Origin of the sequence: Hoyosella rhizosphaerae, from assembly GCF_014643175.1 — a bacterium.
GTDB classification, from domain to species: domain Bacteria; phylum Actinomycetota; class Actinomycetes; order Mycobacteriales; family Mycobacteriaceae; genus Lolliginicoccus; species Lolliginicoccus rhizosphaerae.
The window spans coordinates 45319-59403 of sequence record NZ_BMJH01000002.1 but is presented as its reverse complement, the minus strand read 5'-3'; the positions used below and the strand labels follow the sequence as shown (position 1 = coordinate 59403).

The window sequence follows — 14085 nt, the reverse complement described above, 5'->3', positions numbered from 1 at the left end:
GCTGAATGCCGATCAGCCCCAGACGGTCACTGCTTCTATCGCTGTTTTAATGCGTCATCGATAGCGGGGTCTCCTAGCTTGCCCAGCCACTCGATCATCTCCGGAATCGCAGCTGGGTTAAGCGCGATCACTGGCCGTAACTCGGGAGCACTGTTCGCGATGTCAGCAAGCAGTTGAGGCGAGGCGTTTGGATCGGCCGCCATCTCCTGAGTAAAAGAGTGAGCGGGCTGACTGTTTTGCCCCTGCTGGTCCCAGGGGTTGGCGGGCGTATCCCAGCCGCTGACTGCCCCTGAACCGCCAGCGCCGAGGTTGGCGAACAGTTTTTGGTCGGCATACAATTCACGTACCGACTTGGGCACGATGAGAATTAATGCGGGCGCAATTGCGAGGCCAAGCATTATCAGCTGGATGCGGGCTGTCCCTTGGGTTCCCATGTAGTAGCCCATGGCACCCTTGGCTGTAGCGGTTGCCACAATCAACCACACAATCATGAAAATCGTCAGCAACGCGCTGACACCAAGCCCAACTTCACGGTTCGGTCGTGGATCAGCGCCGTGCTGGGCACCGAATCGGAGCGTGAAACTGCCTGCGAAAGCAAGTGCCGCGGTCACGCCGAAAAGAACCGCTATCGCGATGAGTTCACCCGGCTTGGCGAAGTCTCGGGTGAAAAACTCGGAGTATAGGCTGTTTCTCATGATAAGCACGAGGATCGGAACTATTGCCGCACCGGCCGACCAGACGAAGATCAACCCGTAAATGTTGCGGGCTGCGGTAAGCCATCCATAGCCGAGGGGCCGCCCCTGCGTGTGCCGCTGGATACTAGCTGGTAGTCCGTTCGGGATGGTGGCTGCGGTCGCCGCAGCGGATAGCACCACAAGTGCCAGGAATCCTGCGCCTACGGCATAAAAGCTTTCGACAGGGACTCCCCACACCAGCATACGACGGTTCAGTGCGTCCGCACGGTCGCCGTTCACACGGCTCAAGCGATCTGGGTCGACCGACAACAGAGGTAGAAATACTGCAGTAAATAGGACCGCACCGCCGAACGCGACAAGGGTGCCGGACCACGCCTGGCGGTCTCTGAAGAGCCCTACAGCGATCAGTCCGGCGATAGCGGCTGTCAGAACGCCTTGAAGGCCTAGCACCGACAGCGTGGGAAGCTTGCTGTCGCTTGCGCCATAATTGGTGATGACCCAAAAGATGGTCGACAGAACCGACACTGTAGCCAACACAAAGGCCGAAACTGCGAGCACCTTGATCGCGACGAGCCATCGCACTACGACCAAGGGCGCGCTCTGATCACGGAGTTCCGCAGCCCTGGGCTGCGCAGCTAGGACCGCTCCAGCGACACCGATCCATGCTGCAGCACCCAGCCCGGGTCCCGTTTCGCCCGACAGAATAGTGGTCGACCCATCCTGATGGCGGGAAAATCCGAGAACAATGTCATAGACGAGGTAGCCGACAATCAAGAGCGCATAGGGTGCGTTTAGAACCAGGCGCCCCAGGCGGACGAGGCTGGGGCCTGCCGTCGAACCGAGCATTCCGATCCGAGCTGCATATGGCAACGCGAGCGAAGTAAGCGATAGCAATGTGATGAGGATTATTAGGATCGATCCTCCACCATTGACAGTCTCGCCTGTGACAATACGGAAATCGGCACTGTTCTTGGAGACCTCGAAACCCCACGGTAGTGCGAGCGCAATAAGGAGTAGGGCAAAGGCCGCGCCATCGCGCACAAAGTCGCTGATCGGAATACCGGCAAAGGGGTTTGGCCGTGGCGGGCGTGGCGCTGCGGCTTGCGATTGGCCGTATGGTGACCATCCACCAGGCTGGCCGGGCTGACCGTAAGTGGCACTGGGTACATGACCCTGGTTATGCGGCTTCATTTGACGGGACCTCCACCTTATTTTTTGACGAAACGGACTGGGCATACATCTCTGACTGCTCCTGACAGTTGTTGAAAGTCATTGGCAATTTGAACCAAAAAACACTTTTTGATCAGCTTTCTAGCGATTCCCTGGCTCACCAAAAGGAAAACCACCTGACGCCGGCCCTGCAGATGGGCTGTGCGCGGGCATAGACTCCTTAAACCACCTGTCGAAATCAGCCTGTGGGGCCACTTCGATGACCTGGTGGTAGAGCGCATACATCGTGGGCAGGACTGTGACATGCCAGCCGCCGCCAGGCCGGGCGAGAAAACCCGATTCGAGGAAAGCCCTGAGAAATATCGCGTCCTCCGACTCGCCTAGTTCATCGGCACAAACGCGGTAGTCGAGCCTGCCAAATTCGCGGGTCTCCAGGCAGCCCTCGGAGATCGTAGTCGAATTGTCATTCCATCGATCTCGATAGCGAATCGAAAGGTCAGTAGGGACGGCGTAAGTCGAACCTCGCAAACGTTGCGAAGTAAATATCGCTCGCTCAACGCTGAGATTCTCGCTGTTTGACTCGCCGTGCTGATCAGCGAGAAGTGGCTCATAAGTCAACAAGGCCTTCGCGTCATACTCGCCCAAGGCCTCAGCGAGAGGCCTAACGCTACCGGTATTAACGGACGTGACGAGCCCCTCTAGCGCACCCCGGGCAGCCGCTTCAGCCGAGTCGAACTGCTGCCGGTTCATCTGCGGTGAGTCCACACGCGGTTTGCCTTCGTCGATGGTGGCATACTCGAACAGCGTGTAGAGCGGGCTTACATACCAGGCACCGCCGACCTTCACAGTCATGATGAAGGGCTCTACATCGGCGTCTTCGACTGCGTAAGTTTCGGTTTTCGATCCGAGTTGCGCGAGGTCGGATTGCGGGATCAGTGCACTGATTTCGGGCGATAACCGGTCACTATCGACGGAAATTGTAAGATCGCCACTTGTGATGACCACTTTCGCGAGATCATCGCGAATTTGCTCAACAGCAACATCGACGTTGGTGAACTGAATATCGATACCGTCAGTCAATGTCCGTTCGACCAACGAAGTATCGATCACTCCCGACTCTCGCGCCCTTCGATCTTGGGCGGACAGAGCCTCGCTGAAGCCGCCAACTTCTTCCGGCGCCAGCACATTCGAGAGTTTGGTACTGTCGCCTGATTTGATGGCCGATAGCAAGGAACTGGCGGCTAGCTGCGGTGTTGACGCCCCTGACTGTCCCGGACGCAAAAACAAAAACACCAACGTAGCGGCTACGAGTGCGATAATCGCAATCGCCGCAACGGCAACGACTATCCACCGAGGTTTTGGTCTACCCGACCGAGGCGGGTGTGACCACCCGCTATTGTTGGGGTCCCATTGCCCCGGCTCACCGGTTCCCCACTGGGATCCCGGTGCACCCTGCTGCAGACCATGTCCGTTAGCCACGTGTGCTCCTTTCGTCATGCTTCGTTCCTGGGTTACCTGGTGATGTCTTTTGTCTGGAATCGCACCGCAGCGAACGCCGCAAACGTGCTCGCGAAAAATAGTGAGAGCAGCACCCCCCAGACCATCTGCTCCCAGTTCACGAATGGTGCAAGCAGGTCCATCCATGCGTCGTAGTACCGAAGAGGAAGGACATCTCTGAAAGCAATCGTCGTGGGTAAATCGATGATCAGGCGGCAGACCGCGACGATCAGCACAGTGCCGCCCACTGGGGCGAGCGGATTGTCATGAGTGATGACAGAAAGCATGAGAGCCAGTGCAGCAACCCAACTGAGAGTTACCGTGATGTAGACGACCGAGAGGGAAAGCCGCAAAAGCGCTGTCGGCCAGGGAAGCTCACCGCGAATATCGAGCGGTCCTCCGCCGAATAAAATAGCTCCAACGAGGATGCTTGTTGCAACGTAGACGGCTACTGCGATAGACATGGCAGCAACAGCGACCATGGTCTTACATAAAAGCACCCGCTGCCGGGACACTGGTTCGCAGAGTAACGCACCCAACGAGCCCCAGCTGGCCTCCCGTGCAACCGATTCGCCAAATATGAAGGCAACGACGGCGACAAACACCAGCTGGCAGCCGATTAGCAACCCAACGGCGGTAAAATTCAAGCCGCTCGCACCGGCGAATGCCGCAAACTGGCGTGCCTCGAGCATCCCGGAGTGCGTGCCCAAACGAATGAGCAGGCCGAGCGCTATCGGCGTTACCACCATCGCGACCAGCACCCCAGCGAATGCGCGGCGGCAATACAGACGCCGAACCTCACTCATCAAAAGCGTCATCACCGTCGGCCACCTTCGTTCATCGCGTGACGGTAGATTGCAGCGACTCGGTCCTCCACCGAAATATGACTAACCTCCACGCCCATAGCGGTCGCGGCTCGCACTACAGGCACCGGGCTGTCGCCCTTCACGGTGGCTGTGACCCCACCGGACCGTTCGCGCAAATGTGTCACTGCTGGATGCGCCGAGAGAACCCGCCACACCGAGTCTGGGTTGGGGGTCAGCACTGTCACAGTGGTATCTGGTGGCGTAAGTGTGCCAATAGGCCCACAAATAACGAGTTCGCCATCGCGCAGCATCGCTATGTGAGTGCACATCTCGGAAACCTCGGCGAGGCAATGGCTGGTGAGCAGGACTGCGCCGCCTGTTCGGGCATATTTACTGATGTGCTCGCGAAGCGCGATGACATGCTCGTGATCCAGGCCATTTGTCGGCTCATCAAGCACAATCAGATTTGGATCTCCGAGTGTCGCGATTGCGAGTGCGAGGCGTTGGCGCATTCCCAGGCTGTAGGTGCTCACTCGATTGCTGAGTGCGCCGCCAAGTTCGCTGCGCTCAGCGGCACGTTGGATCGCGTTAGCGTACTCCTTGGTATCTTTTAGGCCCCGCGCACGGAGAGCAAGGTGGAGATTTGCTAGGCCGGTGTGATGCGGTAGAAGTCCACGGGATTCGAAGGCAAAGCGAACACGCGCAAGCTCAGCCATGCCGGACCTGACGCGACAACCGAATAGGAAGGCCGAACCGTCGTCCGGGCGGAGCAGTCCGGCAAGTATCCGCAGCAATGTTGATTTACCCGAGCCATTAGGCCCGAGTAGCCCCCACACTTCGCCTGCGCCGACGCCGAAACTGACGTCACGCAAAACAGGCCGATCAGCTGCCGACTTACTGACCGAGCGGAATTCCGCTGTGTAAAGGGCAGCTGAAAACACTGACTGAGTGCTGGTCATGATTCCCCCCATATCTCATGATCAAGCAAGTTAAGTTTCTGAGAAACCCCTGAGAAGCGCAAGTCAACGGGCGCCAACCCGAGCGCTCGAGACGCGCAATGTTTGACATTTCCCCGCGTCCACGGTATTCCGCTTCACACCAGGAGCCTGGGCGTCCAGAGCCGTCCCCGGCACTCCTTACGCGACCTACGAAGCCATGACCCGAACCCTTTGCAGCCAGCCAGTACGCCGCGCCCTCCCCTGAAGGCAAGCTTTCCGACAACTGACTAACCTCAGGCTCAAACCTCTCAGAATTTCCAGCCACCTGGAGACTTGAGCCAGCTTCAAAGCAATGAAAGACGTACGCGAACGAAACCATGACGAGGCGTACGCGTGAGGTTTATCACAAGCTTCGTATCACCGCCCTCCGGAGTTGAGGGTTTCGAGCCAGCCTCTGCATTCGGTGCTGATGCGTTCGACACTTTCGCGTCGAGCATTGATTGACGCTCCAGTCCCGCACTCCTGTATGCCCAGGTTCGAAGATGTTGCAATGAGGCGGGCCTAAAGCCCAGGAGGCCCTACAGGCGAGGAGGTCTGATGGTCGCGAAACGTGCCCGCCTCAAGAAGCGGCGTTCCCGAAATCCCACCACCTACGTCTCGGGGGAACAGCGGCAGTGGATCAGCACGAGGACATCAGTTCCCCGGCAAACCGATCATGCCGAGACAAACCCGGGGTGAAAAAGTGCCGACGTCTGGCGGTGTCGCCCACATGTTTCCGCGACTGGAGCAGGCGCCGACAATCAATCATCCCCGGCCGCAGAGCGATGCTCACCTGATTTTGCGGTACAGGTCATGCCCACAACGCAGCCACCAGAGAGGCGCTTAGAATCTCTCATTGAATAGGGCTTGAGCAGATTCAATTCTGCCATTTCAGAGCGAACATCTTCGTTAAGTACGCGCGGCGTTCAGGGCGCAAGTTCACAACGGATTTCCAAGAAATCACGAGAGTGGCGAGAGTCAAGCAGCAAATTAGTGGTGACTTATCTACATCTGAGGTTACCTAATCACCACAACTTCACAGATAACGGAACTGGCGACTCATTGGGGCGTTAGAATCGGGCAATTCACTGTGGTTGCTTAGAGGGGGTCGTTGTGTTTTTCCCTATTACGCCAGATCAGGCGTTCCAATTGGGCCAGTTCATCGCATGGTTTTTGTGTGAGATAGGTCCAGCGGTGTTCCAGCCCTGCTCGGGACCAGTTGCCTTTGTTCCACCACCGATGTCATAGCTCCTGGTGCCATAGCTCCTGGTGTTAGCGAAAGTTGCGGGAATGGGAACGCATTCCCAGGTCCAGCGCCTGCAACTGATCCGCGACCACAGTGACAGCGCCTTCTGCATTTTGCACCTTGCCTCGCACGACCAGCGCTGTTGCCGTGTGCGCAAGCACCCGGTAGCGCTTCCAGATTCCTTGCGAGCACACCACATTAACCATGCCTGTTTCGTCCTCAAGGTTGAGGAATGTGACACCGCGTGCTGTGGCGGGCCGTTGCCTGTGAGTGACTGCCCCAGCGACGAGTAATCGTGTCCCATCCAGCACTGCGAGCAGTTGGTTCGCTGGGACAACACCAAGGCTGTCGAGGTGTGCCCGCAGAAACTCGGTGGGATACGTGTCTGGGGTTATCCCGGTTGACCATGCATCTGCTGCTGCTAGTTCGAGCGCACTCATTCCCGGTAGCGACGGCGCCTGGGCACACACGATGATGCCTGGAAGGTGCCCGGCTTTGGTGTGCGCTGCGGCCCCCGCAGACCAGAGTGCTTCACGCCGGGTAGTACGAAAGCTGCTGAATACTCCTGCTGTGGCGAGGGTTTCCACATGAGTGCTGCTGAGATCGACCCGGCGAGTGACGTCATTAAGGTCGCGGTACGGGCCATTGTCGGTTCGTTCATCAACCAGCGTTTCTGCGAGCGCCTGCCCGATGTTGCGGATCGCAGCTAGCCCCAACCGGACCTCCATGCCACCGTTTTCTAAGGTGGCGTGAGCAAGGCTGGCGTTGATGTCGGGGCCATGCACCACCACCCCATGCCGTCGTGCGTCCGCTACAAGAGTTTGTGGCGAGTAGAACCCCATCGGTTGAGCTCGGAGCAGCGCTGCACAAAAAGCAGCAGGGTGGTGCAGCTTAAACCAGGACGAGTAGAAAACCAGGGCCGCAAAGCTTTGGGAATGACTTTCGGGGAAACCGAAGTTGGCGAAGGCATAGAGCTTTTCGTAAATACGGTCCGCCGTGTCTCCCGCAATTCCGTGTAGCTCTCGCATCCCCTGGTAGAAACGCGCTTTCAGTTGCTCCATCTTTTGAGGTGAGCGTTTCGACCCCATCGCTCGTCGCAACTGATCAGCTTCGGATGCACTAAAGCCAGCCACATCCACAGCAATCTGCATGAGCTGCTCTTGAAAAAGCGGCACACCAAGGGTCTTTTTGAGAGCTCTTTCCAAAGCTGGGTGGTCATACGCCACAGGTTCAAGACCATTTCGGCGACGAATATACGGATGCACCGAACCACCCTGGATGGGGCCTGGCCGGATGAGGGCAACCTCCACCACGAGGTCAAAAAAGTTGCGAGGTTTCAACCTGGGCAAAGTCGCCATCTGGGCGCGAGACTCCACCTGAAAAACTCCTACGGAGTCTGCTTTTTGCAGCATGTCGTATACGGCTTGTTCGGTGAGGTCGATGCGCGCGAGATCAACGTGGAGATTTTTGTGTTCGGCGACAAGGTCGATTGCGTAGTGCAGGGCTGAGAGCATTCCCAACCCCAGTAAGTCGAATTTCACTAACCCCACGGCTGCACAGTCGTCTTTGTCCCATTGCAGTACGCTCCGGTTTTCCATGCGCGCCCACTCCACTGGGCAGACATCTGCGATGGGACGGTCACAAATGACCATGCCGCCGGAATGGATACCTAGGTGGCGTGGAAACCCCTCTATTTGTGCCGCAAGTTCGATAACGGGCATGGGAATTCCCCAGTCTTGGTCCCCATTTCGAACCCCACTCCAGCGGTCTACTCGTTTACTCCAGGCGTCTTGTTGCCCTTGGGAGAACCCGAGTGCGCGTGCCATATCTCTGATGGCAGAACGACCGCGGTAGGTGATGACGTTTGCCACCTGAGCAGCATGGGTGCGCCCGTACTTGCTGTAAACGTACTGAATGGCTTGTTCGCGAAGATCTGATTCGATGTCGAGGTCTATGTCTGGTGGGCCGTCGCGTTCTGGTGCGAGGAACCGTTCAAACAGCAGGTTGTGCGCCACGGCATCCACATTGGTGATGCCTAATGCGTAGCAGACAGCGGAGTTAGCGGCAGACCCCCGGCCTTGGCAGAGGATGTTGTTGTTGCGGCAGAACTGCACAATGTCATGCACAACGAGGAAGTAGCCGGGAAACCCAAGTTGGGTGATGATGCGCAGTTCGTGCTCAATCTGCGCGTATGCCTTGGGGTTTTCGGCGGGTGACCCATACCTGCGCTTCGCGCCTTCTTCGGTGAGGGCACGCAGCCAGGTGTCTTCGGTATGCCCCGTGGGGACGTCGAATGGCGGCAGTTTCGGGGCGATGAGCCGTAGGTCAAAGGCACATTCAGCACCAATGCGTGCCGCAGTGGGAACAGCTGTGGGGTATCGGGCAAATAGTTGCGCCATCTCCGCACCCGAGCGAAGAAATCCGTGTGCGGCAGGCGGGAGGAACCCGGCAATGTCATCAAGACTGCTGCGTGCGCGTACTGCTGCCATTGCGTGCGCGAGTCGGGTTCTGTCCGGTGTGGCATAGTGTGCGCCCGTAGTGCACACCACGTCGAGTTGATATTTATTTGCGAGAGCCCACAACGCATCGTTGCGTTCATCGTCTTCGGGCACGCCTACTTTTGTTAGTTCAACGGCCACATTGGCAGCACCGAAACGATCTAGCAGGTCACGCAATGCGTGCTCGGCCGCGGCAACCCCTCCCTCACTGAGGGCGCGTCGCACATGACCTTTTCGGCAACCAGTAAGTATTTGCCAGTGGTCGCCCGCCGAGTCAGACAATGCATCAATGTTGTATCTCGGCTCCCCTTTCACACCGCCTTCTAGGTGGGCTGCAGAAATGCACCGAGACAACCTTCGGTAACCTTCGGCACCACGCGCAAGAATGAGCAGGTGGGTGCTGTCTGGGTCAGTAGATCCGCTACGAGGACGGGCGCTGTCACGCAATCCGAGTTCCGCGCCAAAAATGGTGCCGATATTAAGTTCCTGCGCGGCCTCAGCGAACCGCACAACCCCGTATAGGCCATCGTGGTCGGTGATGGCGACCGAATTGAGCCCTAGTCTGGCAGCATGTTCGACCATCTCTTCGGGCAAACTCGCGCCATCGAGAAAGCTGAATGCGGTGTGCGCGTGAAGTTCCGCATACGGAACCCTGTTCTGACTGGCGACAATCTCCGGTGGCACATAAGGTCCGCGTTTCCGGGACCAGGCCGGACTGTCATTGCCGTCCCCGATGGGCGACTCTGACGCTGTTTCCCGCCGTCGATCGCTGCGCCCCGAAAGGATGCGTTCCATTTCCGACCACGTCGGCGGTCCCTCTGCCCATCCCATCTGTGTGATGCACCATCCCTGCTGCTAACGCCATGCCATCACCGGTCCTTACCCACCCACCAGTAGCGGCCCACCGGTAGCTGCGGTGCGGCGGGGAAGGCGCCTCACACAAACCAAATATTAGAACATATGTTCGATTATGTCGATAGCGGGAGGCCCCAAGACACGAAGACTCCAAGACAGGGAGACCCAAGGCGGAGGCACCCCAAGCAGGGAAGGCCCCGGCCTGTTTTCAATTTCCCAAGTGCAACAATTGCAATTTCGACGCTTTAGCAACTTTTACATTAAAAGAAATGCCAATAACACCACTGGGGTCACCCTGCCACCAATTGGACCATTCTTCTCATTTTGGACAGTTTCGCAATTCTATAGACATGATTCCCCATCAGGAACATACTGGTGTCGTTGATTTGACCACAAGGAAGGAGCTCTACGTGATTCCTCAACTCGAACAGATTGATGCCATTGCCCGCGAGTGGGTTCTGAACAATCTGGGGATCGTACTGCAGGCCCTCGAGCTTTTCCCGAACATTCCCTAACCCCACTCGCGCTTAATGCACGCCCCCAAGTGCCACACCGCACGGACACCGCGGTGTGGCGTTTGCGCTATTCCCAGATCCCCTCCACTCGCCAGAGTTGTTCAGTGCTAGCGAGCAAGAGGGCTTTCCCCGCTCTGGTGAGCACTTGTATGCGTGCGGATCGCTGCGCAGCAGCATGGTCCCACCATGCGTCATCAACACACCACGGCCCCGACCAGCCAACCACCGCATGACTCTCACCACCCCATGCCACAGTGTGAGGCTCTCCGGATAAAAAACCTCGCCCCGTCACATATATTTCGCGCCCCTGCTCGCAATGGAGGTGCGCATCGGGCTGCTTGAGCGGAATCCAGGACGGCAATGGCGGCAACATCTGCCCAGGCCACGGCTGATGGAGGGTAGTTTGCGCGACCGGTTCATCGCTATGAGTGGTGTACTGCAGTCGAGTTGCGAGGTTACGCCCACCGCCAGGTGTGGCCACGAGGACCGCATCACCGCCAAGAAGACCTTGCACGCGAGTGAGAGCGCGATGCGCCCGCTCCTCGGATTCGCCAACTTCTCCCCACAAGCCAAGTTGCAGCTCGCCCGCAGCAACGACTTCGAGCGGTTCCAACCGGATGTTCGCGATTCCTGCCGTAGGCGCCTTAGCCGATCTTGAGGTAAGCCACCCATCGAGTTGCCAGCGGATCCGATCCGCTGTGCTCGTCGCCGTTAACGGCTCAGAACAACGCCAAACCCGCGTGTGCTCTTCACCGTGTTCGGTGCGCGCATGGATAGCAAGTTTGGTGCAAGCAACCCCCGCGCGGACGAGAATGTCGTGCAGATTTGCCGCTATCGCCCTCCCTGCAAATGCGGCCATATCGATTCGTTCAATGGTTGGTTCGCAATGGTGTTCAACATCCAGGTTCGGCGGTAGCGGTTGCCCTGACGGCGGCCGGTCCGGCTCCCCACGTGCTCGACGGTGTGCACATACTGCATCGTTCCCGAAGCGGGAGGCTATGTGACGTGGGGAAATGGCAGCGAACTGCCCTATAGTGCGCACACCGAGGCGGTGCAGAAGCGTGGTGAGTTCAGCACGTTCGCCCCCAGCTAGGGATGGTTCTGCGGCAAGTTCCGCTATGCGCCTTGGTGCTAGGTATTGTGCGTCAGTTCCGGGCGGAACGATATGTCCATATCGAGCAGCTATCGCGGCGGTGAATATCTGATCCGCAATACCGATCTGGCATTCTTGCCCAACCTCAGCCACCGCATCAATGAGGATTTCTGCGGCTGCCGATTCGCCGCCGTGGTAGCGGGCAAGCCCCTTCACTGGGAGCAACGCAAGGCCGGGGCGGAGTAGCTCCGTGTGTGCGGCGACCGCATCGAGCGCAACAATGACGGCATCAAATCTGCGCGCATCACGGTCTACATCATTGTGAAACACCCGAAGTTCAGTGCACCGCGATTGCGCATCGCGACGGCGCAGTCCCCTGCGCACACCGCATGCCCGCGCGATGGCATTGCACGCCACAACCCGGTTGGCGGCAAAAACCGCCACGGGCTCATGGGGTGGCACGCCTGCTTCCATAGTTGCCGCCACGGCTGGCCAATCTGGGCACCATAGTGCGGCAACCCTTGAATGTGACGACATCATCCACTTACCTGCTGCAACTGTGTTGCAGGATGCAACCCCCACTGCACTGCGGCCCCATTGCGGCCCCCACCGCGGACCACACCATCAGGCTGGGCTCTCGCACCCTGGCACGAGAGCTTCACAGTGGCGCTGCGTTGCCGCCCAGAACGACTGCTCGCACGCACGGAAAGGCTCATCCCGCGAATGCGCCCATGCCCTCGCTCAAGCCCCTCATGGGCGCGCACATTCCCTTCGATACGCATATGCACCACCGGCCAACTGCCACCCACGACAAGCAGCACCGACTTTTTGTTACGCACACGGGCAGTAACCGCCCTAGCTCGCGAGGGCTGCACTTGCGTGTCGTGTAGCGACAGCACCACCAAATCCATTCCGTCCAGCAGCACGGCAGCTACGTCTACCGGGTCTGATCCAGGGTCCGGGATAACCGCGACTCTTCGCAGGTTTGCCCCCATGTCCACAGCGGCAGCTAAGCCCAAATTTGGCAACCCCACAATTGCGACGTATCCGCCGGACTGTGTGACCTCCGCGATAATGCCAAGCACTATGTAGCTTGATCCCGCAACACTGCAAACCGTGCCTTTAACCACTCCGCCGGAGGGCAGGACAGACTTCAATGGTGCCGGAACCGGAAGCACGTCAACGCACTCTTCAGCGCCCCCTTCTCGACCTTCGTAGGGCCGACCCGGTATCGCCGCAATGCGTTGCCTTAGATGCTCCACACGCTCTCGCTGAGACCATTCAGCTACTGCATTCGACGACATGCCACTCCCCTTCAATTCACAGTGATAGGCAGGCGCGGGGAAGGCACAACCTGATCGAACATATGTTCGATGCACTGCAGTTAAGCGTAGCAGTCCGACAAGTTTCAGCACCACCCATTACGGTGTGGCACTATCTTGGTCACAGTTTGGCTCCGGCGCTTCGCAACCTGAACCCGGAAGACTACTTTCGGGAGAATGACGAACCTGGAACAAGCTCGACGTGGCGCGGGATCCGGCTCCCTTGTGGCTAGCCGCTACCGCCTCCGTTCCAGGCTGGGCGGGTCCAGCCTTGCATCACCTTGGCTCGCCAAGGATCAGCTACTGGAACGCGACGTAGTGGTGAAACCAGCTGCGGCTATACCGGGGCTTCCACCCCAGATGGTCGCCGCCGCTCGCCGCCGCGCATTGCGTGACGGTAGCGCAGCCGCTCGACTGTCACACCCCAACATCGTCACTCTGTACGACGTCGCGTTGGACAATGACGAGCCCTGGATGGTGATGGAATACGTGCCATCAGTTGGGCTAAATCAAGCATTGGAATTAAGCACCCGGCTCACACCTATGTTGGTGGCGCAACTCGGCGCCCAGGTGGCAGACGCGCTCGAAACCGCACACCGAGCAGGGTTGCTGCACCGCGACATTCAGCCCGGAAACGTACTGATCACCAATGGGAGGTCACCCGGCCGAGTGAAACTCGCGGGCTTTGGGCTTGCGCACCCAGCCGACGCAGAATTCGGCCACCTCAATGTCATTGGGACCCCCGGGTTCTTGGCTCCTGAAGTGGCTCGCGGCGAAGACGCCTCCCCTGCCTCAGATGTGTTTTCTCTGGGCGCCACACTGTACGCCGCACTCGAAGGTTGCTCACCGTACGGCCCCAGCGATGACCTGGTCGGACAACTCAACCACGCGGTGAGCGGCACGATTCGCCGACCTCGCCGTCATGACCCCGTCATGGACGTAGTGCTACGCATGCTCGCCGCTGACGCCACAGAACGCCCCACCATGGTGGCTGCACGCAACGCGCTGGCCCGAATCGCCGCCGGTGAAGACTCCGGGGTGGCGTTCATCTTGTCAGCCCCATTGCAGGTCGCACCAGGAGAAACCCCGCCGTGGCAGCGCCGCAGCGCAGTCGATGTGTCACGCACAGGGGTTGCGCCACGTCCGAGCAGCATCGTGTCTGCCCGCCGTTCACCACAATCGGCTCCGCTGTGGTCAAATTCCACTGGATCGCCCGCACCCGAACCACGTTTCAAGCCCCAACCATTCGTGCCTGAGCCCGAAGTGGTCGTGTACACGGAGTATGACGACGAAGAACTCGCCGATTTGATGAGCACGCGCAAGCTATCCCTCATCGTGGCGTTGATGCTGCTTACTCTTGGGCTCAGCGCAACCATAATTATCGGGATAATCGTCAGCCAGATTTAGCTCC

9 protein-coding genes are annotated in these 14085 nt (G+C 58.5%); 2 read left to right on the top strand and 7 right to left on the bottom strand.

Translation table 11 applies throughout. From position 1 onward, the window contains the following. Positions 1–35: 35 nt before the first annotated feature. The 5 genes from IEW73_RS08435 to IEW73_RS08415 form a co-directional block, all read right to left on the bottom strand. Positions 36–1886: a DUF7937 domain-containing protein gene (locus IEW73_RS08435; protein WP_188673296.1), complete on the bottom strand. Its 1851-nt coding sequence runs from the start codon at positions 1884–1886 to the stop codon at positions 36–38. 120 nt (positions 1887–2006) lie between these two features. After that, entirely contained in the window at positions 2007–3344 is a 1338-nt protein-coding gene (locus tag IEW73_RS08430; RefSeq protein WP_188673294.1) for a hypothetical protein, read from the bottom strand. A gap of 32 nt (positions 3345–3376) precedes the next feature. Next, the gene (locus IEW73_RS08425) at positions 3377–4180 is read right to left on the bottom strand and encodes an ABC transporter permease (RefSeq protein ID WP_188673292.1); all 804 of its coding nucleotides are present in this window, start codon (positions 4178–4180) and stop codon (positions 3377–3379) included. After that, the gene (locus IEW73_RS08420) at positions 4180–5127 is read right to left on the bottom strand and encodes an ABC transporter ATP-binding protein (RefSeq protein WP_188673290.1); all 948 of its coding nucleotides are present in this window, start codon (positions 5125–5127) and stop codon (positions 4180–4182) included. The genes IEW73_RS08425 and IEW73_RS08420 overlap by 1 nt, the downstream gene beginning before the upstream one ends. A gap of 1290 nt (positions 5128–6417) precedes the next feature. Further along, positions 6418–9720 (bottom strand): error-prone DNA polymerase, encoded by a 3303-nt coding sequence (locus IEW73_RS08415; protein ID WP_188673288.1) that lies wholly within the window; start codon positions 9718–9720, stop codon positions 6418–6420. 374 nt (positions 9721–10094) lie between these two features. Here IEW73_RS08415 and IEW73_RS08410 point away from each other — a divergent pair, with 374 nt between their 5' ends. Next, on the top strand, positions 10095–10259 hold the full coding sequence (locus tag IEW73_RS08410) for a hypothetical protein (RefSeq protein WP_188673283.1): 165 nt from the start codon (positions 10095–10097) through the stop codon (positions 10257–10259). A 67-nt stretch (positions 10260–10326) separates the two neighbouring features. Here the strand turns inward: IEW73_RS08410 and IEW73_RS08405 are convergent, their stop codons facing one another. Continuing rightward, the gene (locus tag IEW73_RS08405; RefSeq protein WP_188673280.1) at positions 10327–11892 is read right to left on the bottom strand and encodes a DNA polymerase Y family protein; all 1566 of its coding nucleotides are present in this window, start codon (positions 11890–11892) and stop codon (positions 10327–10329) included. After that, positions 11889–12656 (bottom strand): DnaE2-dependent mutagenesis accessory factor ImuA', encoded by a 768-nt coding sequence (gene imuA' / locus IEW73_RS08400; RefSeq protein ID WP_188673278.1) that lies wholly within the window; start codon positions 12654–12656, stop codon positions 11889–11891. The genes IEW73_RS08405 and imuA' overlap by 4 nt, the downstream gene beginning before the upstream one ends. A 195-nt stretch (positions 12657–12851) precedes the next feature. Between imuA' and IEW73_RS08395 the strand changes: the two genes are divergently transcribed. Then, entirely contained in the window at positions 12852–14081 is a 1230-nt protein-coding gene (locus IEW73_RS08395) for a serine/threonine-protein kinase (protein ID WP_188673276.1), read from the top strand. The last annotated feature ends 4 nt before the right edge of the window (positions 14082–14085 follow it).